Source organism: Billgrantia hypersalina (genome assembly GCF_052584175.1).
Genome location: NZ_JBMIQI010000018.1, coordinates 779,650 through 797,515 on the forward strand (window position 1 = coordinate 779,650; position 17,866 = coordinate 797,515).

At 63.4% G+C, this 17,866-nt stretch carries 17 protein-coding genes and 1 rRNA gene; 9 read left to right on the forward strand and 9 right to left on the reverse strand.

The annotated features are described in order from the left end of the window. Positions 1–9 precede the first annotated feature (9 nt). Positions 10–2,175, reverse strand: a complete 2,166-nt coding sequence (fadB, locus tag ACOJCM_RS18175) for a fatty acid oxidation complex subunit alpha FadB (protein ID WP_445213468.1) — start codon at positions 2,173–2,175, stop codon at positions 10–12. A gap of 352 nt (positions 2,176–2,527) precedes the next feature. Here fadB and slyA point away from each other — a divergent pair, with 352 nt between their 5' ends. Beyond that, on the forward strand, positions 2,528–2,971 hold the full coding sequence (gene slyA / locus ACOJCM_RS18180) for a transcriptional regulator SlyA (RefSeq protein ID WP_445213469.1): 444 nt from the start codon (positions 2,528–2,530) through the stop codon (positions 2,969–2,971). A gap of 10 nt (positions 2,972–2,981) precedes the next feature. Here the strand turns inward: slyA and ACOJCM_RS18185 are convergent, their stop codons facing one another. Further along, entirely contained in the window at positions 2,982–3,512 is a 531-nt protein-coding gene (locus tag ACOJCM_RS18185; protein ID WP_445213470.1) for a preprotein translocase subunit YajC, read from the reverse strand. 100 nt (positions 3,513–3,612) lie between these two features. On the opposite strand from ACOJCM_RS18185, the gene ACOJCM_RS18190 reads away from it, so the two are divergent. Further along, positions 3,613–4,065 carry a universal stress protein gene (locus ACOJCM_RS18190; RefSeq protein WP_445213471.1) on the forward strand — a complete coding sequence of 151 codons (453 nt, stop codon included), beginning with the start codon at positions 3,613–3,615 and terminating at the stop codon, positions 4,063–4,065. A 3-nt stretch (positions 4,066–4,068) separates the two neighbouring features. On the opposite strand, the gene ACOJCM_RS18195 is transcribed toward ACOJCM_RS18190, so the two are convergent. Then, the gene (locus ACOJCM_RS18195) at positions 4,069–5,994 is read right to left on the reverse strand and encodes an ATP-binding cassette domain-containing protein (protein WP_445213472.1); all 1,926 of its coding nucleotides are present in this window, start codon (positions 5,992–5,994) and stop codon (positions 4,069–4,071) included. A gap of 100 nt (positions 5,995–6,094) precedes the next feature. Here ACOJCM_RS18195 and ACOJCM_RS18200 point away from each other — a divergent pair, with 100 nt between their 5' ends. Both ACOJCM_RS18200 and ACOJCM_RS18205 read left to right on the forward strand, forming a co-directional pair. Beyond that, a complete protein-coding gene (locus ACOJCM_RS18200; RefSeq protein WP_445213473.1) occupies positions 6,095–6,991 on the forward strand; it encodes a TatD family hydrolase in 897 nt (298 codons plus the stop codon). Further along, positions 6,992–7,468: a hypothetical protein gene (locus ACOJCM_RS18205; protein ID WP_445213474.1), complete on the forward strand. Its 477-nt coding sequence runs from the start codon at positions 6,992–6,994 to the stop codon at positions 7,466–7,468. Here ACOJCM_RS18205 and ACOJCM_RS18210 read toward each other — a convergent pair. Both ACOJCM_RS18210 and ACOJCM_RS18215 read right to left on the reverse strand, forming a co-directional pair. Continuing rightward, positions 7,454–8,545 (reverse strand): ACP S-malonyltransferase, encoded by a 1,092-nt coding sequence (locus ACOJCM_RS18210; RefSeq protein WP_445213475.1) that lies wholly within the window; start codon positions 8,543–8,545, stop codon positions 7,454–7,456. The genes ACOJCM_RS18205 and ACOJCM_RS18210 overlap by 15 nt on opposite strands. Further along, positions 8,542–10,767, reverse strand: coding sequence for a thiamine pyrophosphate-dependent enzyme (locus ACOJCM_RS18215; protein WP_445213476.1), 2,226 nt, complete (start codon positions 10,765–10,767; stop codon positions 8,542–8,544). The genes ACOJCM_RS18210 and ACOJCM_RS18215 overlap by 4 nt, the downstream gene beginning before the upstream one ends. Before the next feature lie 104 nt (positions 10,768–10,871). On the opposite strand from ACOJCM_RS18215, the gene ACOJCM_RS18220 reads away from it, so the two are divergent. Beyond that, entirely contained in the window at positions 10,872–11,723 is an 852-nt protein-coding gene (locus ACOJCM_RS18220) for a LysR family transcriptional regulator (RefSeq protein ID WP_445213477.1), read from the forward strand. Here ACOJCM_RS18220 and ACOJCM_RS18225 read toward each other — a convergent pair. Continuing rightward, positions 11,681–12,265 carry an elongation factor P hydroxylase gene (locus tag ACOJCM_RS18225; RefSeq protein ID WP_445213478.1) on the reverse strand — a complete coding sequence of 195 codons (585 nt, stop codon included), beginning with the start codon at positions 12,263–12,265 and terminating at the stop codon, positions 11,681–11,683. The two genes, ACOJCM_RS18220 and ACOJCM_RS18225, sit on opposite strands and share 43 nt — an antisense overlap. 156 nt (positions 12,266–12,421) lie before the next feature. Here ACOJCM_RS18225 and ACOJCM_RS18230 point away from each other — a divergent pair, with 156 nt between their 5' ends. The 3 genes from ACOJCM_RS18230 (at position 12,422) to ACOJCM_RS18240 (ending at position 15,713) form a co-directional block, all read left to right on the forward strand. Beyond that, positions 12,422–13,846, forward strand: coding sequence for an MATE family efflux transporter (locus tag ACOJCM_RS18230; RefSeq protein ID WP_445213506.1), 1,425 nt, complete (start codon positions 12,422–12,424; stop codon positions 13,844–13,846). Continuing rightward, positions 13,818–14,867 (forward strand): DUF3080 family protein, encoded by a 1,050-nt coding sequence (locus ACOJCM_RS18235; RefSeq protein ID WP_445213479.1) that lies wholly within the window; start codon positions 13,818–13,820, stop codon positions 14,865–14,867. Before ACOJCM_RS18230 ends, ACOJCM_RS18235 begins: the two co-directional genes overlap by 29 nt. Before the next feature lie 132 nt (positions 14,868–14,999). Continuing rightward, a complete protein-coding gene (locus ACOJCM_RS18240; protein ID WP_445213480.1) occupies positions 15,000–15,713 on the forward strand; it encodes a hypothetical protein in 714 nt (237 codons plus the stop codon). Positions 15,714–15,735: 22 nt separating this feature from the next. Here the strand turns inward: ACOJCM_RS18240 and tusA are convergent, their stop codons facing one another. Continuing rightward, positions 15,736–15,987 carry a sulfurtransferase TusA gene (gene tusA, locus ACOJCM_RS18245; RefSeq protein WP_445213481.1) on the reverse strand — a complete coding sequence of 84 codons (252 nt, stop codon included), beginning with the start codon at positions 15,985–15,987 and terminating at the stop codon, positions 15,736–15,738. A 29-nt stretch (positions 15,988–16,016) separates the two neighbouring features. Here tusA and ACOJCM_RS18250 point away from each other — a divergent pair, with 29 nt between their 5' ends. Next, entirely contained in the window at positions 16,017–16,304 is a 288-nt protein-coding gene (locus tag ACOJCM_RS18250; RefSeq protein WP_445213482.1) for an antibiotic biosynthesis monooxygenase family protein, read from the forward strand. Between the two features lie 29 nt (positions 16,305–16,333). Here ACOJCM_RS18250 and rlmM read toward each other — a convergent pair whose 3' ends face one another. Next, positions 16,334–17,419, reverse strand: a complete 1,086-nt coding sequence (gene rlmM / locus ACOJCM_RS18255; RefSeq protein WP_445213483.1) for a 23S rRNA (cytidine(2498)-2'-O)-methyltransferase RlmM — start codon at positions 17,417–17,419, stop codon at positions 16,334–16,336. 372 nt (positions 17,420–17,791) lie between these two features. After that, positions 17,792–17,866: ribosomal RNA gene (rrf, locus tag ACOJCM_RS18260) — 5S ribosomal RNA — on the reverse strand; the annotation flags it as partial.

Here is a 17,866-nt window from a genome sequence, read left to right on the forward strand (position 1 = left end):
CGTGGTGGATCAGCCCTGGGCCTGGGTGGAATAGAAGCGCTCGTCGGAATCGGCCATCTGGCGCAGCTTGTCGGTAGGGGCGTAAAGCGGGCCCAGTTCCTCGGCCAGGCCATCGGCCAGCTTGACGAATTCGGCCACGCCCATGGCATCGATATAGCGCAATGCTCCACCGCGGAACGGCGGGAAACCGATGCCGTAGATCAGCGCCATGTCGGCCTCGGCCGGGGTCTCGACGATGCCGTCTTCCAAGCAGCGAACCGTTTCCAGGCACAGCGGCACCATCATGCGAGCGATGATGTCCTCATCGGAGAACTCCTTATCCCTGACCACTACTTGCTTGACCAGCTCATAGGCCTTGTCGTCACTCACCTTTCTTGGTTTGCCCTTGCGGTCTTCCTCGTAGGCATAGAAGCCCTTGTCGTTCTTCTGACCCAGGCGCTCATTCTCGTACATGACCTGTATGGCGGTCTTCGAGTCACGAGCCATGCGGTCGGGAAACCCCTCAGCCATCACCTCATTGGCGTGCACGGCCGTATCCATGCCCACCACGTCGAGCAGATAGGCGGGGCCCATGGGCCAGCCGAACTTCTCCATCACCTTGTCGACGCGCTGGAAATCGGCGCCCTGCTCGACCAGCAGGCTGAAGCCGCCGAAGTAGGGAAACAGTACGCGGTTGACCAGAAATCCAGGGCAGTCGTTGACCACGATCGGCGTCTTGCCCATGGCGCGGGCGTAGGCCACGGTGGCGGCCACGGCAGCATCGCCGGTCTTCTCGCCGCGGATGACCTCGACCAGCGGCATGCGGTGCACCGGGTTGAAGAAGTGCATGCCGCAGAAGTTCTCGGGGCGCTTGAGATTCTGTGCCAGGCGCGTGATCGATATGGTTGAAGTGTTGGAGGTGAGGATGGTGCCGTCGCCCACCAGCCCTTCCACTTCGGTGAGTACCGCGTCCTTGACCTTGGGGTTTTCGACTACCGCCTCGACCACCAGGTCGACGTGGGCGAAGTCGCCGTAGGAGAGCGTGGGCCGAATATGCGATAGCTTCTCGGCCATCTGCTCGGTGGTGAGCTTGCCGCGCTCCACCTGCTTGGCAAACAGCTTGCGCGACTCCTTCAAGCCCAGCTCGATGGCCTCCTCCTTGATGTCCTTCATCAGGATCGGCGTGCCCTTGGAAGCGCTCTGGTAGGCGATGCCGCCGCCCATGATACCGGCCCCCAGCACGGCGGTCTGCTTGACGGCCCTGGCCTGCTTCTCGAACCTGCCAGCCTTTTTCTTGACGACCTGATCGTTCATGAACAGGCCGACCAGATTGAAGGCAACGTCGGTCATGGCCAGCTTGACGAAGGCCTTGGCTTCGATGGCCTGAGCCCGAGTGCGCTCCTCACCGGCGCCCTTCTGGATCACCTTGATCGCCTCGATCGGCGCCGGGTAGTGCGGCCCGGCCTTGCCTGCCACGTAGCCCTTGGCGGTTTCGAACGCCATCATCTGTTCGATGGCGTTGAGCTTGAGCGGACCGGTCTTCTCGGCACGACGCGCCTGATAGTCCAGATCGCCGGCGTTGGCCTGGGCCAGGATGTCAAGTGCCGCCGCCTCGAGCTGGTCGTTCGGTACCACGGCATCCACGGCCCCCATCTTGAGCGCGGCATCGGCACGATTCTCGGTGCCGCCAGCGATCCACTCCACCGCATTGTCGGAACCGATCAGGCGCGGCAGACGTACGCAGCCCCCCCAGCCAGGCAGTATTCCCAGTTTGGTTTCAGGCAAGCCGATCTTGGCCGTGTCACCCATTACCCGGAAGTCGGTGGTCAGCGTAACCTCGCAACCACCACCCAGCGCCAGGCCGTTGATTGCCGTCACCGTGGGGAAAGGCAGGTCTTCGATGGCATTGAAGATGTCGTGAACCTTCATCAGCATCGATTCGAGGAACTCGGAGCCCTTGCCGAACATGGCCTGGAACTCGGTAATGTCGGCACCAACGATGAAAGCTTCCTTGGCGCTGCTGATCACCAGCCCCTTCAGGCCGCTTTCGCCGCGAATCGCCTGCACAGCCTCGTCCAGTTCTGCCACCACGGCACTGGACAGCTTGTTGATGGATTCATCCTTCAGATCGAAGGTGAGACTGGCGATGTCGTCGCCGTTGCGTGCCACCGTGATGGCGTTGCCTTGGTAGATCATCCACGAATCTCCACACAGAGGTTGGCGTTGGAGGAGTGCCACATTTCATACGGCCGTTTGATTGCAGAAAGCTTGGTGCAGTCGGACCGGCGCGTCAAGCCCCACGTCAGGCTTTATACGCCGAGCATCAACGCCGGTAAGCAGCATGAATTGCTTCGCGCTGGTTGACAGCATAGCCACGCCCCGGTAGCACGCGAGGGTGCGGCCTCGAACGGTAGACGCAATATGGCGTGACGGAACCTTTCCATTAGGGGGGTAATCGAAAGGACAAGGGGATTCACATCCCCGACAAGTTGCATTACACGCAAGGGGTCCGGACAATTCGGCAAATTCAACGATAAAGCGGAGTCCCATGCACCAGAACATTGGCTTCCGACTGTCCCGCCTGCCCCGCTTGTGGCGCGCCATCATCGATCGCCGCCTTGCCCCGCTGGGTTTGACGCAAACGCGCTGGATCACGCTCTACCACCTCTGGCGGTTAGGCGACGGCCAGCCACAATGCGACTTGGCAAGGGCGATCGGCGTGGAAGCGCCCTCCCTGGTTCGCACCCTCGATCAGCTCTCGGAACAAGGGTTGATTGAACGCTGCCCCTGCGAGCAGGATCGGCGAACCAAGCGCGTCTTCCTGACGACGGCTGCGACTCCGCTGCTCGAGCAGATAGACGATGTGGTGACACAGGCCAGGCGCGAAATGCTGGCCGGGCTGAGCGAAGACGACGTTGAGCGCCTCGATAAGTTGCTGGCCCATATCGAGGACAACGGCCTGGCCATCCAGGCCAAGGAAAGTGAGAGCTGAGCAGACTCTGTCAGGAGTCCCCTTCACTAAGGGGGCGGGCGGCATTTCGGTGATCGGCATGCCCGGCCAGGGCATCGCGCAGCCGCCGGAAATCGTCGAGATAGGTCTGAAAGCGCTCAGCCGTCTGCGATTCCCACCACCATAGGGTAATGGAATCTTCGTTGGACTCGATAACTAGCGCATCCTGGGGCAAACGTGTCAGCAGCGCTTCGAGGGGCTTCCTGGCGGCTTCAGGCAAGGGTCTGAGGGGCTCAATCCGCCAGCGCCAATCCGCCACATAGCGCTTGAGTACGTCGCTGGCCTCGCTCGCTCTCACCAGCAGGAAACTCGGCCCGGGGGTGTCGGTCGGATAGCTCCAGCGATAGCCGGGCATGGCGGTCTGCTCGCCGTGCAGCGGCGGTTTCTCCATGACCACCTTGACCCCCGCTTTCACTGCTGCATTGCGCAGGGGAATGATACGGCGCTGCCGAGGACTCGGCTTGAGCCACAGCACTGGCGAGACCATCAACATCAGCACCAGCAGGATCCCTATCCAGACCATCGGAATCTCCTGATTCTTGACGCAAGTCGTTGTCTTGACTTGTCAGTCGTCCTAGAGTGAAAGCATACCAATCATATCGTGCCGTTCGCAGGAGCCCCCCATGAGCAATGAGTATCGCCACATCCTGGTCGCCGTAGACTTGACCAAGGACTCCCACAAGGTATTGGAACGCGCCAGGCAGATTGCCCAGCGCAACCAGGCCAAGCTCTCGATCATGCACACCCTCGAGCCGCTTGGCTTCGCCTATGGCGGCGACATCCCCATGGACCTCACCAGCATCCAGGACCAGCTCGACGAGCATGCCAAGCAGCGCCTGGCCGAGATTGCCGACCCACACGTGGCCAAGGAGAACCAGCACGTCCTGGTCGGCATGCCGGATACCGAGATTCATCGCTTTGCCGCGGAGAACGGCGTCGACCTGATCGTGGTCGGCTCGCACGGCCGACATGGCTTCGCCCTGCTGCTCGGCTCGACTTCCACCGGCGTGCTGCACGGCGCTCAGTGCGACGTACTCGCGGTACGCGTGGGCAAGAAGGGTGAAAGCGCAGAGTAACGCTTACTCACCCGCCGCCATGGCCTCCAATTCCATCCACCGCTCCATGGCGGCATCGAGCGCGGCCTGCTTGTCGCTCATGGCCTGCAGCGTATCGGACACCAATCCGGCCTCCTGCTGGTAGAAGGCCGGGTCGCTGACCCGGGCTTCGTATTCGGCCACCTCGGCTTCGAGCCGCTCGATCTCGGCGGGCAGGGCGTCGAGTTCGCGCTGCAGCTTGTAGGAGAGCTTGGCGGGTCGCTTTACCGTTGGCGCCGAAGCCGTTGCGCCTGCCTTCGGCTTTTCCTCCGCTTTGGCAGTGGGTTCGGCCTGCTGACGGGCGGCTCCTTCCCAAGGGGCGGGGGGCAATTTCCCACCTTGGCGTACCCAATCGCTGTATCCGCCCACGTATTCGCGCACCACGCCATCACCCTCGAAGGCCAGCACACCGGTGACGACGTTGTCCATGAAGGCACGATCATGGGAAACCAACAGCAGGGTGCCGTCGAAGTCGAGCAGCAATTCCTCGAGCAGCTCCAGCGTTTCGACGTCGAGATCGTTGGTGGGCTCGTCGAGCACCAGCACGTTGGCCGGCTGGGTGAACAGCCTCGCCAACAGCAGGCGGTTGGACTCGCCTCCGGAGAGCGCCTTGACCGGCTGACGCGCTCGCTCCGGCGTGAACAGGAAGTCCTGGAGGTAGCTGATGACGTGCTTGTCCTTGCCCCCCACCGTGACCCTGTCGCTGCCCTGGGCGACGTTGTCATAGACACTCTTCTCCGGCTCCAGTCCGGCTCGCAGCTGGTCGAAGTAGGCTACCTTGATGTTGGTGCCCAGGCGCACCTTCCCCTCGCTGGGTTCGAGCTCGCCGAGCAGTATCTTGAGCAGCGTGGTCTTGCCCGCTCCGTTGCGACCGATCAGGCCGATGCGATCACCCCGCTGGATCTCCAGTGAAAGGTCGCGAATGATCGTCTCGTCGCCGAAGCGATGGGTCACGCCAACGAGTTCGACCACCCGCTTGCCGCTGCGCTCGCCACTGTCGACACCGAAGCTGGCCCGACCCTGCACCTCGCGGCGCTGGCTGCGCTCGCGGCGCAGCTGTTCGAGCGCGCGCACCCTGCCCTCGTTACGGGTGCGACGTGCCTTGATGCCCTGGCGGATCCACGCCTCTTCCTGGGCCAGTTTCTTGTCGAATTCGGCGTTCTCGCGCGCCTCCACCTCGAGTTCATGGGCCTTCTGCTGCTGGTACTTGCCGTAGTCGCCGGGATAGCGCCCCAACCGCCCGCGGTCTAGCTCGAGGATCGCCGTGGCCAACTTCGACAGGAAGGCACGATCGTGCGTGATGAAAAGCACGGCGCCGTTGAAATCGAGCAGCTGCTCCTCCAGCCAGGCGATGGTGTCGAGGTCGAGGTGGTTGGTGGGCTCGTCGAGCAGCAGCAGGTCGGGCTCGGCGACCAGCGCGCGAGCCAGCGCCACACGACGCCGCCAGCCTCCCGATAGCGAGTTCATGAGGTCATCGGCTGGCAGCCCCAGGCGTGTCAGCACCACGTCGATGCGCTGATGAAACGACCAGCCGTCGATGGCCTCGAGCCGACTCTGCAGGGTTGCCATACGCTTCATGTCGGGATCGCTGGCCTGCACCAGATGATGATACTCCGCCAGCAGCTCGCCGGCCTGGGGCAGGCCCTGCGCCACCACATCAAAGATGGTTTCGCCCGAGGCCGAGGGCAGGTCCTGTTCCAGCACGCCGATCTTCAGTCCCGGGGCACGCCAGATGTGTCCGTCATCGGGGAGTATCTCGCCGGCCACCAGCTTGAGCAGGGTCGACTTGCCGGTACCGTTTCGCCCTACCAGTGCAAGGCGCTCCCCCTTCTCGAGTACCAGGTCGGCCCCATCGAGCAGGACATGGTTGCCATAAGCCAGTTGCAAGCCTTCCAGACGTAGCAGGGTCACGCTTTCACCTCATTAGTCGCTCAGGCCGCTAGTGTAACGCATGGCTGGCTCGCCGTGGCTTTGGTTACAATGCCCCTTCATTCAGCAGAGGAGCCTTGCCTTGGTCGATACCGACGCCACCTTCGATGAGTTCCTGCCCGAGGCGCTGCGCTTTCGCGCCCCTGCGCCACTGGTGGATATCGGCGCAAACCTGACCCACGACAGTTTTGCCCGTGACCTCGAGGCGGTGCTGCGCCGGGCGCGGGCGGCCAATGTGGAGACCCTGATCGTGACCGGCACCGACCACGCTCATGCCGAGCAGGCCGTGGAGCTCGCCCAGCGCTTCCCGGGCCTGTACGCCACGGCTGGCGTTCACCCCCATGAGGCCAGCCTCTGGGACGGCGCGCTGGCCGCGGCCATGCACGAGCTCCACCAGCGTCCCGAAGTGGTGGCAGTGGGCGAGTGCGGACTCGATTTCAATCGCAACTTCTCAACGCCAGCCGAGCAGGAGCGCGCCTTCGAGGCCCAGTTGGAGCTTGCCGCCGAAAGCGGTAAGCCACTGTTCCTGCACGAGCGCGACGCCGGGGCGCGCATGCGCGAGATGCTGCGAGCCTGGCGCGAGGATATCGCCGATGCCGTCATTCACTGCTTCACCGCCGACCGCGACACGCTGCACGGTTATCTCGACCTCGACCTGCACATCGGGCTGACGGGCTGGATCTGCGATGAGCGGCGCGGCCTCCATCTGCGAGCACTGGTGAAGGAGATACCGCTCGATCGCCTGATGGTAGAGACCGATTGTCCCTACCTGCTACCGCGCGATTTACCTGCCAAACTCAAGGGCAGGCGCAACGAGCCGTCGCTGCTGCCCTGGATCGTACGCGCGATCGCCCACTGGCGGGAGACCGACGAAGCGGAGCTGGCCCGGGCCACCCGTCATACCGCCCATGCGTTCTTTCGCCTACCCTGGGCCGAGGGCTCGACAGACACTGGCCATGCCCAGCAGGAGGAATCTTAGATGGCCGATATTCCTGGCTTCATCGCCGTTGAGACGGGCGACGACAACGACCTGCCCCTGGCCATTGCCTGGGCACTGCCCGACGGGCGCATCAAGCATACGTTGATACAACCCGACGACGACTGGCTCGACGATGAATTCAACGAGCTCAGCGGTTACAGCCTGGAGGAGCTGCACAGCTTCGGCGCGAGCCCCCTGGACGTGATACGCGAACTGGAGAGCGACCATTTCAGCGCCACCCTGTTCACCGCCGGCATCAGCGGTGACGAGGCGGCGCTGGCGCGACTGTTCGATACCTACGGCATCGACCCTTTCGTCGAACTGGCACCGGCCGACAGCCTCTATCCCGACCTCACGGCCGGCGAATGGAGCCAAGCGCGCAATGAACTGTTCGGCGAAATGGGGCTGGAGCCGCTGCGACCCGAGCATGAGGTCGAGGTGATGCTGCGGCTGCATCAGCGCCTAGGCGGAGAGTGAGCGCTTTCGCCTCCCCAGCAACCAATCGCGCTGTTCCGAAATCCCCATGCAGATCAGCCGGGGATCCTCGGCCTGGTACCGCTGAAACGCGGCCTTGTCGCCCAGCCCCTTCCAACCTAGTTGTATCAGCGCCTGAGCCGTGGCCCCGCCCAGGGTCGCCCCGGGGCCTGGAATGACGATGCGATCCGGCGCGAACTCCCGCACGCCTACCTTCACCGCTGCGGTGAAGTCATAGGGAGCCACCAGCTGTTCGCCCAGCGTGTAGTCCCAGAGCCGCTCGGGATCGGTGCTCCAGGGCGTCCAGACGTGGCCGCGGCCGTCGATCATCGGCACCTCGGGAGCGCGGAACGGCTCGGCAGGGAGCCTCAGGCGCGCCTTAGCTTTCACGTCGGCTTGCAGCGGCGTATGGAACGCCGCATGCTGATGCAACCGCAGCGGGAATCGCTCGCGTGGCGGCAGACGCTCGGTCAGCCGGGCCAGCCCCGCCTCGTTGCCGCCAAAGACCAGCATGCCGCCCAGATCGATCGAGAGGTAGAGTTCGGCGCCCTCACGGCCGTGGATGCTTTCGATCAACGACAGCAATTCCCGGCGTAGCGCCCAGTCGGGCTGCCAGGCCTCGTCGACCCAGGGATAGAGGATCTGCCCGCCAGCCAAGGCTTCCTGCATCATCAGGCCCATGCTGCCAATCAGATGCAACGCATCCTCAGGCCCCAGTGCACCGGCCGCCGCCAGGGCGATATACCAGCCCATGGAGTTGCCTGTCACTGCCACGACCTCGTAGCGCCCACGGTCGATCGACAGGAGATCCGCCCAGGCACAGGCATAGATCAGCGGCGCGGCGTGCTCGCCGCGCCCATGCAGGCTCTGACGAAAAGACATCTCACCGTCCAGTGCGGAGAGGGTCGGCATGCCGGCCTGGCGGCGCATGGCATCGAAGCGCGCCAGCCACTCGCTGCCGCCCGCGATTCGGTTAAGGGTGCCCCACTCCGCTGCGTTGTAGGTGCCGCGGCCAGGGCAGACGATCAGCAGCCTTTCTCGAGATGCATTGCCGTTCGTTTCGCGGTTTATCTCCCTCATGCCTCGTCGCTCCCTGCCGTGATCCTGCTCGGTAATTGCCTGGCCGACTTGTCGTCTTGCCGGGACGCCACGAGGCGCCTGGCCTGCGTCACGATGGTTTCGACCGAAGGCAGCGTGACCGTGGCTGCCCGCCCCAGCGGGATGAAGCTGTCCTCGGCGGTCAGGCGATGCAACCTGTCGCCTGGTACGCCGCGCTCTACCAACGCGGTCATCAATTCCTCGCTCAGCGAGCCGCTGCGGCGACATTCGTCCACTACCAAAACCTGACCGCAATCGGCAATACGGCGATGAACCTCGTCGTGATCGATTCCCGTCAACCAGCGCAGGTCGACGATACGCAGCGACACGCCTTCAACCTCCAGCCGAGCCGCCGCCTGACGCGACAAATAGACGCCATTGCCGTAGGTGACGATGGCCAGATCGCCCCCTTCACCCCATTGGCCGAGCTCGCCCACGGCCAGGCGATGCTGCGGGCCCGGGTCGGCGAAACACCACCGTTGGTCTCCTTCTTCATGCAGGTCACGCGTGTGGTAGAGCGCAATCGGCTCGATGACCACCACCACACGCTGCTCCTCATCGGCCAGCCGCACCGCCTCTTGCAACAACCCCACCGCATCGGCAGCATTCGATGGGCAAGCCACCAGCAAGCCGGGAATGTCGCGCAGCACGGCGATGGCGTTATCGTTGTGGAAATGCCCGCCGAAGCCCTTCTGGTAGCCAAGCCCGGCGATGCGCACCACCATGGGATTGGTGTACTGGCCGTTGGAGAAGAAACTGAGCGTGGCCGCCTCGCCACGCAACTGATCCTCGGCGTTGTGAAGGTAGGCTAGGAACTGGATCTCGAGGATCGGCACCAGGCCGTTCTGACCCATTCCGATGCCAAGCCCGAGAATGCTCTGCTCGTCGAGCAGAGTGTCGATCACCCGGTGCGGCCCAAACTGGGTCTGCAGACGCTGGGTGACGCCGTAGACGCCACCCTTGCGACCGATGTCCTCGCCAGCCATTACCAAGTGCGGATAGCGCGCCATCAACCGATTCAGCGCCTGGTTGAGCAGCTTGGCCATGGGGGCCGGTACCGTCTCGACTTCCCCCAGCCAGTCGCGCTGGCGGCCTGGCCGCGAGGGCGGCACGATGCTGGCCATCACTTGCTGAGGCGTCTCGAGCTTGGGACGGCAAATCGCTTCCTCCGCAACAGATGCCACCCGCTCGGCCACCGTGCGATAGAGTCGCTCGATGGCCTCGCGACTCATCACGCCGTGGCGCTGCAACAAGCCCGCCGTGAACAGCAGCGGATCTTGCGCTTCCTCGGCCTTGATCCGAGCCGGCGACAAGTAAGCCTGCTGGGCATCGGAGCCGGCATGACCGTAGAGCCGAACGCAGCGCATGTGCAAGAAGACCGGCTGCTTGCGACGCCGGGCGATGCGCTCGGCCTCCCTGGCCGCTCGCCAGGTGTCGAGCACATCGAGACCGTCGCAGGCGAGGTAGTGGAAGCCCGGACGCGAGCGCATGCTGGCCTCGATCCAGCCGTCCGGCGTGAGCGTGGAAATGCCGATGCCGTTGTCCTCGCATACCATCACCAGCGGCATCGGTGCGCCTTGGTAGGCGGCCCAGCCGGCGGCATTCAGCGCACCCTGGGCGGTGGAATGATTGAACGAGGCATCGCCGAAGCTGCAAATGACCACGCTATCGGCCGGCCATTCTCCACCCCCGCCCAGTCGCCGCCACAGCCCGAGGCTGTAGCTCGCCCCCATGGCCTTGGGCAGGTGGGATGCGATGGTACTGGTCTGGGGCGGAATGTGCAGCGCCTTCGAACCGAGCACCTTGTGCCGCCCGCCTGAAATTGGATCCTCCGCCGAGGCGGCAAAGCTCAGCAGCAGATCCCATAGCGGTGTCTGCCCCGGCATGCCGCGGCTGCGCTGAATCATGAAGGCGGCATCGCGATAGTGCAGGAAAGCAGGATCCGTGATGCGGAAGGCCTTGGCAATGGCGGCGTTGCCCTCATGTCCGGCACTGCCGATGGTGTAGAAGGCCTCGCCGCGCGCCTGCAGGCGCCGCGCATGCAAGTCCAGGTGGCGGCTCATCAGTTGGGTTTCGAACAGCTCCGCGAGGCCGGAGGCGGAGAGCCCGACTTCGTCGAGCTGCCATTCTCGCTCTGGCACGGGCCAGTCACCGCTGCGTAGTGCGGCAAGGAAACGCTGCTCCTGGGGAAGTGGTTCGAGCACGATGCGGGCTCCCGAAGGCTGGCATGAGTTGATGCTCTTAGCCTAGCGCGCCCGACAGACAAAGCGATAATATCGATATCCTGCCCCAGATATAGGCTACGCTTATGGATATCAGAAGCCTGCGCTACTTCATCGCCGCCTACGAGGGCGGCTCGATCAGCGCCGCTGCCCGGCGTAGCCACGTGGCCCAGCCCTCCATCTCGACCGCCCTGACGCAGCTGGAGGAGCGTCTGGGCACGCCGCTGTTCGAACGGCACCGGCGCGGGATAACGCCCACCGAAGAGGGGCACAGGCTCTACCCCCTGGCGCGCCAGGTCAGCGAAGACCTCAACGCCATCAGCCGGCTGTTTCGCGCCCCCGCACCGGCCACTCCCGTGCGCCTGGGGCTGATGCGCTCCCTGGGTGCCAACCGCATGACCGCACTGCTCAAGGAGTACATCGGCCAGGGCGACAACCTGGCGTTGACCCTGGTCAACCCTGAGGAGCGCTGCGATGCGCGCATCATCGGTGAACACGACTTGGCAGCGGGCGAAGCCTTCCAGCCGATCTGGCACGACAGCTACCGCCTTGCCCTGCCCAGCGGGCATCCGCTGGGCCTCGAAGGAACCGTGACATTGGCCGAACTCGACGGGCTGCCCTTCATCTGGCGTCACCCCTGCGCCGCCATGCAACAACTGGCCGCGGCGCTCAGCGATGCCGGCGTGCACTGCCAGGTCCGAGCTCGCCTGCGCACCATCGAGTACACCCTGGGATTGGTGGCAGCCGGGGTCGGCGCCTCGCTGGTGCCGGCCTGGGCCGAGATCCTTTCGCGCCACGATGTGCAGTGCCGCCCCTTGGCCGGGCTAGACATTCACCAGACCGTCGGCGTGGCCTATCCGGCGCGCCAGGCGATGCCGGCACTCGATCCCCTGCTTCAGCTCGGCAGGCAACTCTGGGAGGCGGAAGGGCACGCCTGATCCAGCACGTCCAGGCCGGCGGCTATGGCACGCTCAAGGGAATCGTCGCTGCGATAGAACGCTATCAACGCGGCGCGAAAAGCCGCTGCACGAGCCGGTAGCCCTTCGCGTTGATAACGGGCTGCTCGGGCCGCAACGCGATCTCGAAAGGCTTCCCGGTCGACCTCCGACTCGCCGCCAAGGTTGTCCACGCTGACGTGAAAGCGCAGCCCACAGGCGCGCGAGAAAAGCATTTCCAGCGCCTGAGGCGCCACCTCGGCAGCCTCGAAGCGGCGCTGCTGCTCTGCGTCGCGACCGTCGGGCAGGTACCAATACCCATAATCTTCCAGCTGGCGTCGCCGCTCACCGGCAATGCACCAATGGCTAATCTCATGAAGCGCGCTCGCATAGAACCCCCGGGCGAAGATGACCCGATGCCAAGGGCTGTCGGCAGCTGCGGGAAGGTAGAGCGGCTCGTCGCCGCCGCGTTCCAGCCGGGTACTGAAGCGCTGCAGGAAGAGGCCGTCGAACAGGGCGATCACGTCATCGAGGCGATGGGTCACGAGCTCTCCAGGCGGTCAGATGGGCCGGTCATTATAGGCAACTCGAACACGCAGCGAAATTCACCGGATGTTGCTAACATATTGGGTTTCCTTGGCGCATGACCAGGGCACGACAAGCATGGAGCACCTCTCTTGGCAACGTTCTTCACCGATTTGATGAGCGTCAGCCGCACGGAAACGCGGCCGCTGATCCGCTTGACCCTTCCCATCTGTGGCGCTCAGCTGGCCCAAGCCGGCATGAGCGTAACCGATGTGATGATGACGGGGCGGGTCAGTGCCACCGACCTGGCGGCCGTTTCCGTGGGCTCCAGCCTGTGGCTGCCGTTGATGCTGTTCATGACCGGCACATTGATGGGACTGACCCCCATCGTTGCCCATTTGCTGGGGGCTAAGACCACCGAGCGCATAGGGCCCAACGTGCATCAGGCGCTTTGGGTAGCGCTGGCCCTGGGGCTGGTGTCGGCACTCCTGCTATGGCTGACAGTGGCACCGATTTTTCGTTTGATGGACGTTCCTCCCGAGGTCGCCAGCCGCTCCGCGGCCTATCTCGCCGCCGTCGCGTTCGGCATGCCGGGGGTAGCCCTCTTCCAGGCGCTGCGCGCCTTCTCCGACGGCATGAACCACACTCGCCCGTCGCTCTGGATCAGCCTGGTGGGCCTCGGCGTGAATGTGCCCAGCAACTTCGTGCTGATCTATGGCGGCGATGGGCTGGCGGGGCTATTCGGCGACGGGTTGCCAGTTTGGCTGCAAAGCCTTCCGGCTCTGGGCGCGTTGGGTTGCGGCATCGCCACAGCCTTCTCGATGTGGGTCATGTGCCTGGCCATGGCTCTCTATACGCGCCGCTCCCAGGCCTACGGCGATGTGGCGCTATGGCATTCGCCCACCCCTCCCCGCTGGCGCCTGATCGGCGAGCTGCTCTACGTGGGGGTCCCCATCGGCGTGGCAATCTTCATCGAGGTCACATTGTTCACCTTGATCTCCCTGCTGATCGCCAGTCTGGGCGAGGTCACGGTCGCAGCACATCAAATCGCCCTGAACTACACCTCGATCCTGTTCATGCTGCCGCTGGCATTGAGCATGGCGCTCACCGTCAGGGTCGGTAATACACTCGGTCAAGGCAAGGCTGCGCATGCTCGCATGGTGGCCTGGCACGGCGTTCTGGTGTCAGTGCTGATCGCGTTGTTCAATAGCGTGCTGCTCTGGTTTACGGCAGAGCCGGTCTTGGCCCTCTACACTCACGATACGGCCGTTCAACGCCTGGCGCTTTCGCTGATCCTTCTGGCCATGCTCTATCAGATCTCCGATTCGCTCCAGGTCAACCTCGCGGGTGCCCTCCGAGGCTACAAGGATACTCGCATCATCATGGCCATCACGCTGTTCGCCTATTGGGCGGTGGGCCTGGCCGGCGGGCACTGGCTGGGGACCGAGGGCCTGCCCGGCTGGTTCCAGCCGCTGGGCGTACACGGCTACTGGATCGGATTGATCGCGGGGCTTACCGTAGCGGCGCTGCTACTGGGCGATCGCCTGCGCCGCAGGGCCAAGGGAGTCGCCAATGGCTGGTTGGACATTGCCCGCGAGTAACGCCTGGTTCGGCTTCGTCTTGCTGCTATTCGTCTTGCTGAGCGGCTGTAGCAAAGAGGGAGAGGGCGAGGCACGGCTGGCAAAATACCAACAGACACTGGCTGACACCCTGGGCCAGCCGCTGCCCGAAAGAAGCGCACCGCCCAACATCGGTCCCTTTCCCGATCGCAGCGAACGCCTGCTCGAGGTCGCCGAGACTCGTGAGAGCATGCTCAACGTCTATGCCCTGCGCGAATGCCAGATCACCTCTCTCATTGCCGCCCGCAATAACCAGCTCGGTCGCGTGGCGCCACCCAGCCAAAGGTGGATCTACGAGCTCGAGCTCTGGCGCCGCCTGCATGCTTGTTGGAACAGCGACATTCCGGACATGCTTTCAGATACCGATCGTGAGCGACTTGAAAGGCTGACGAGAACCAAGACAGAGCAACTACCGAAGGTCAGCTGGAACAGCCTGTTCGATTCGGAGGAGTGGGTAAGTAATTTCTCCCGCGCCAGTTCGCCTCTCTCGCCGGACGATACGCGCAGCATCGAGGCCCAGTTCGAGGCTTTGGCTTGGCTGCACCAAGCCACGCTCAATCAGTTCAATCCCGATTGGTCCCATGACTCGGCTACGCTGGAAAGTCATCTCAAAGCGTTGCGTGACCGGCCCTTGACGGCTGAAGTCCTGCGCGCTCTGCTACTCGCCCAGCAACGCCTGGATGAGGCAACAGCGCTTCTTGCTTCCGTCATCGAGTCGGAGAACGGCTGTCGGGCACTTTCCGCTGCGCCTGACGAGCTGAAACGACGTATGACCGACGGGGCGGCTTTCGACTGGCTCAACCGGCTCGAGACACTGGCGACCCAATGGCTCAGAGCGATCCATGACCTGTTCGAGAGCCACGTTCCCCCTCCCGAGGCTGTCGCTGTCTATCGGCAGCGCTGGCTGTCGTTGGAGGACCCCCGCGCTCCCCTCCCCGCCCTGCGCCAGTCTGTCGAGAAGCATTATCAGCACTGGCAGGAGCTGAACGCGCATTGCGCGTGAAAAAGCGGCTGATAGGCTTAACTTGTACGGCGACTCTGTGATATTGGTGATTCTGTAGGTAGGAGTCGATCCCGTCAGCCTTGCCGCAGCCGTCCTTTCCGCTCGGCCCATGCAGAATCTGGAGGGAGGAACATGGGTATGACACTGTCGCCCCGCCCTGCCCGGGTCATCGACCTGGATACGATGCGCCAGAAGCTCCAGGCCAAGCGACGCCTGGTTCGTCTCTCCCCCGAGCTCGATGGCCTCGAGATGGTCTACAGTCTGGCCTCGGACCCCGACTCCCTCTACGGCATGCCCATCCTGGCCTGGGGGCTGCGCGAGGATGGCGATGTCGTCGGCCTGGTACCATGGATGGAGACGCTGACCCCGTGCCATCAACTCGACGACACCGAGCATGGCTGCTTCGTCGGCTATCGCGATCCTGAAACCGAAGAGCTGCTCGAATATCCTCCGCCCCACAAGACCTGCGAGCTGGAGCATGCCGCGGCCTACTTCGACTACGAAGAGACGCGCGACATTACCCTCATACAGCAGATACCTGACACCCAGGGCACCCACGCGCTATGCATCGATGACGATAACCGTCCCTGGCAACTCAAGCAGGTCTTCGGCTGGCGCCTGTACAGTGATGGCAACGTCGAGGCTCTACTGGCAGATGAGTCCCTCGTCGAGACCACCCCGATCCTGCCCGGCGACGCCTGCCTCTATCCGGGCAAGAGCCGCCACAGGATGGTCTACTTCTTCCAGCGCAGCATCGCCAACCGCATTCGCGAACAAGACCCCAGCACGCTCGAAGCCTTGGCCCTGATGGTCATACCCAATGCCACGAAGGAAGCCGATGGCTGAGATGCCTCGGGGTAGCGGTACATCAGTCCAAGCGGATAAAGTAGAGGTAGTATCCGTCCGACTCCTGCTGCGATATTAGGTCGTGCCCTAGAAAATTGCAGAACTTGGGCACGTCTCGGGTGGTCGCCGGATCCGTGGCTATCACCTTGAGGATTTCACCCGGGCCCATGTCGCGTACCTTATTGTGCATGAGCATGATGGGCTCCGGACAGTAGAGACCGGTCGTATCAAGCTCGTCATGCCAGGCGGGCTGTGAGTCGGCGGTATTCGTCATCGATCGACCTCGGCGTGGGGAGCTGCTGGATGATCAAGATCATAATCGAACGTCGTATCATGCCTGGCCTGGAAGAAGAATACGAGGAGGCCGCACGCGAAGCCATGAGGCACTCTCTTGGCGCCAGAGGGTTCGTAGGGGGCGAAACCTTGGTTGAGCGCGGCCATAGCGACCGCCGCCTGATGATCGTCAAGTGGCGAAACCTGAACGCCTGGAATGAATGGTACACAAGCGAAGAGCGCACACGCGCCATGCAACGCATCCTGCCGTTACTGACCGAGGATGAAACCATTCGCATCTACGAACCGGCCTACTGAGGCAGGGCTAACCCGGCGTTTCAGGGCGATCAATTCATCAGCCGGACGTGTACCGTGACCTCTTCCCGGTCATGGTAAAGATGGCGACAGCGCAACGTAGCGGGGATTCCTGCTTCCTCCAGCGAGCGCTCCAACTGAGCCAGGCAGCGGTCGACTTCTTCCCAGCGTCGCTTCATCGGCAGCTTGAGATTGAAGATCGCCTCTCGGCACCAGCGCCGCGTCAGCCAGCGCTGCACCATCGACGTAACGCGTGCCGGCTTGTCGACGATATCGCATACCAGCCAATCCAACCGATACGGTGGTTCCCAGACGAAGCCGTCCTCACGCAAGTGCTCGACTAGTCCCGTGGCCATCAGGTCTCCCTTCATGGGGCCGTTGTCGACCGCGTAAACGTGCATGCCACGCCTGACTAATTGCCAGGTCCAGCCACCCGGAGCCGCTCCCAGGTCGGCGGCCTGCATGCCTTCAGCCAGTCGCACGTCCCACTCGTTGCGCGGAACGAACTCATGCCAGGCCTCTTCGAGCTTTAGCGTCGAGCGGCTGGGCGCTGCCGAGGGGGAACGCAACCTCCGGATGCCACCAGGAAGTTCGCTACGATTCCCAACAAAGCTCATGCCCAACTGAACGCGGTCGCCCTCCGTCCAGAATAGATGCAAGCGGCGTCCTGCTGCCTTGCGGCGCAGCGCACCACGCTTCCGCAGCGCCGACTCGAGGGGGCGGGTCAACGCCTTCATCAGCCCTGCCAAAGCCTTTCCCTCGTTGGTGTCGGGCGTCTCGTGCCAGATCGCATCGAAGCTCCAGCCGCTGGCCAAGACCTGCTCCACAATGGGGGATAGCCGATCATCCCGGACAAGACTCAAGGGCGGCAGCGCCACCAGGCTCTGCCGGGCAAAGACGAGACGCTCGAAACGCAGCTCACGGTGTAATTCGTTGGCCGGCCGGTCGTCATCCACGGCAAAGCGCATATACCCTGCCTGAGGCGAGAATTCTGCCCTGCCCTGCCAACCCAATTCCTCGGCGTAGGACACCACTTCGGCAGTGATGTCGTGTTCGAACCCCGGACGGCAGTAAAAGAGCAGCTGATCGGGGAGTAAAGTCTTCGCCAAGCGGGACATCAACACATACCTTGCCGGATTTGAATGTCGCGAATGTTATCAGGCCTGATCGCGACTGTCGGCAGCTACTTCAGCAAGTGCGTCAGGTTTCGAGGACCGGAAAAACAAAAACCCCGCGTTCTTTCGAACGCGGGGTTTGGGAAGAGATGCCTGACGATGTTCGGGCCGGCCATCCGGCGGGCGGCGCTCCGCTACTCTCGCATGGGGGTGAGACCGCCCGGCCCTTCGCGGCACTGCCGCGAGGGCGGTCGAACGCCCCGAGCCGGCGAGGGGCCGGCCCGCGAAGCGGCCCCACGATATAAAGAGCGGGGTTCCCCATGCCCATGAAAAAACCCCGAACACTGATGTGCCCGGGGTTTTCTCTGAATAAATGCCTGACGATGACCTACTCTCGCATGGGGAAGCCCCACACTACCATCGGCGCTGAGCGGTTTCACTGCTGAGTTC

Coding starts and splice junctions, on each gene's coding strand:
- ACOJCM_RS18240 (WP_445213480.1), top strand. CDS start 15,000: ATGGGTATGACACTGTCGCCCCGCCCTGCCCGGGTCATCGACCTGGAT.
- slyA (WP_445213469.1), top strand. CDS start 2,528: ATGCACCAGAACATTGGCTTCCGACTGTCCCGCCTGCCCCGCTTGTGG.
- ACOJCM_RS18190 (WP_445213471.1), top strand. CDS start 3,613: ATGAGCAATGAGTATCGCCACATCCTGGTCGCCGTAGACTTGACCAAG.
- tusA (WP_445213481.1), bottom strand. CDS start 15,987: ATGACGAATACCGCCGACTCACAGCCCGCCTGGCATGACGAGCTTGAT.
- ACOJCM_RS18210 (WP_445213475.1), bottom strand. CDS start 8,545: ATGAGGGAGATAAACCGCGAAACGAACGGCAATGCATCTCGAGAAAGG.
- ACOJCM_RS18230 (WP_445213506.1), top strand. CDS start 12,422: ATGAGCGTCAGCCGCACGGAAACGCGGCCGCTGATCCGCTTGACCCTT.
- ACOJCM_RS18235 (WP_445213479.1), top strand. CDS start 13,818: ATGGCTGGTTGGACATTGCCCGCGAGTAACGCCTGGTTCGGCTTCGTC.
- ACOJCM_RS18220 (WP_445213477.1), top strand. CDS start 10,872: ATGGATATCAGAAGCCTGCGCTACTTCATCGCCGCCTACGAGGGCGGC.
- ACOJCM_RS18205 (WP_445213474.1), top strand. CDS start 6,992: ATGGCCGATATTCCTGGCTTCATCGCCGTTGAGACGGGCGACGACAAC.
- ACOJCM_RS18185 (WP_445213470.1), bottom strand. CDS start 3,512: ATGGTCTGGATAGGGATCCTGCTGGTGCTGATGTTGATGGTCTCGCCA.
- rlmM (WP_445213483.1), bottom strand. CDS start 17,419: ATGTCCCGCTTGGCGAAGACTTTACTCCCCGATCAGCTGCTCTTTTAC.
- ACOJCM_RS18250 (WP_445213482.1), top strand. CDS start 16,017: ATGATCAAGATCATAATCGAACGTCGTATCATGCCTGGCCTGGAAGAA.
- fadB (WP_445213468.1), bottom strand. CDS start 2,175: ATGATCTACCAAGGCAACGCCATCACGGTGGCACGCAACGGCGACGAC.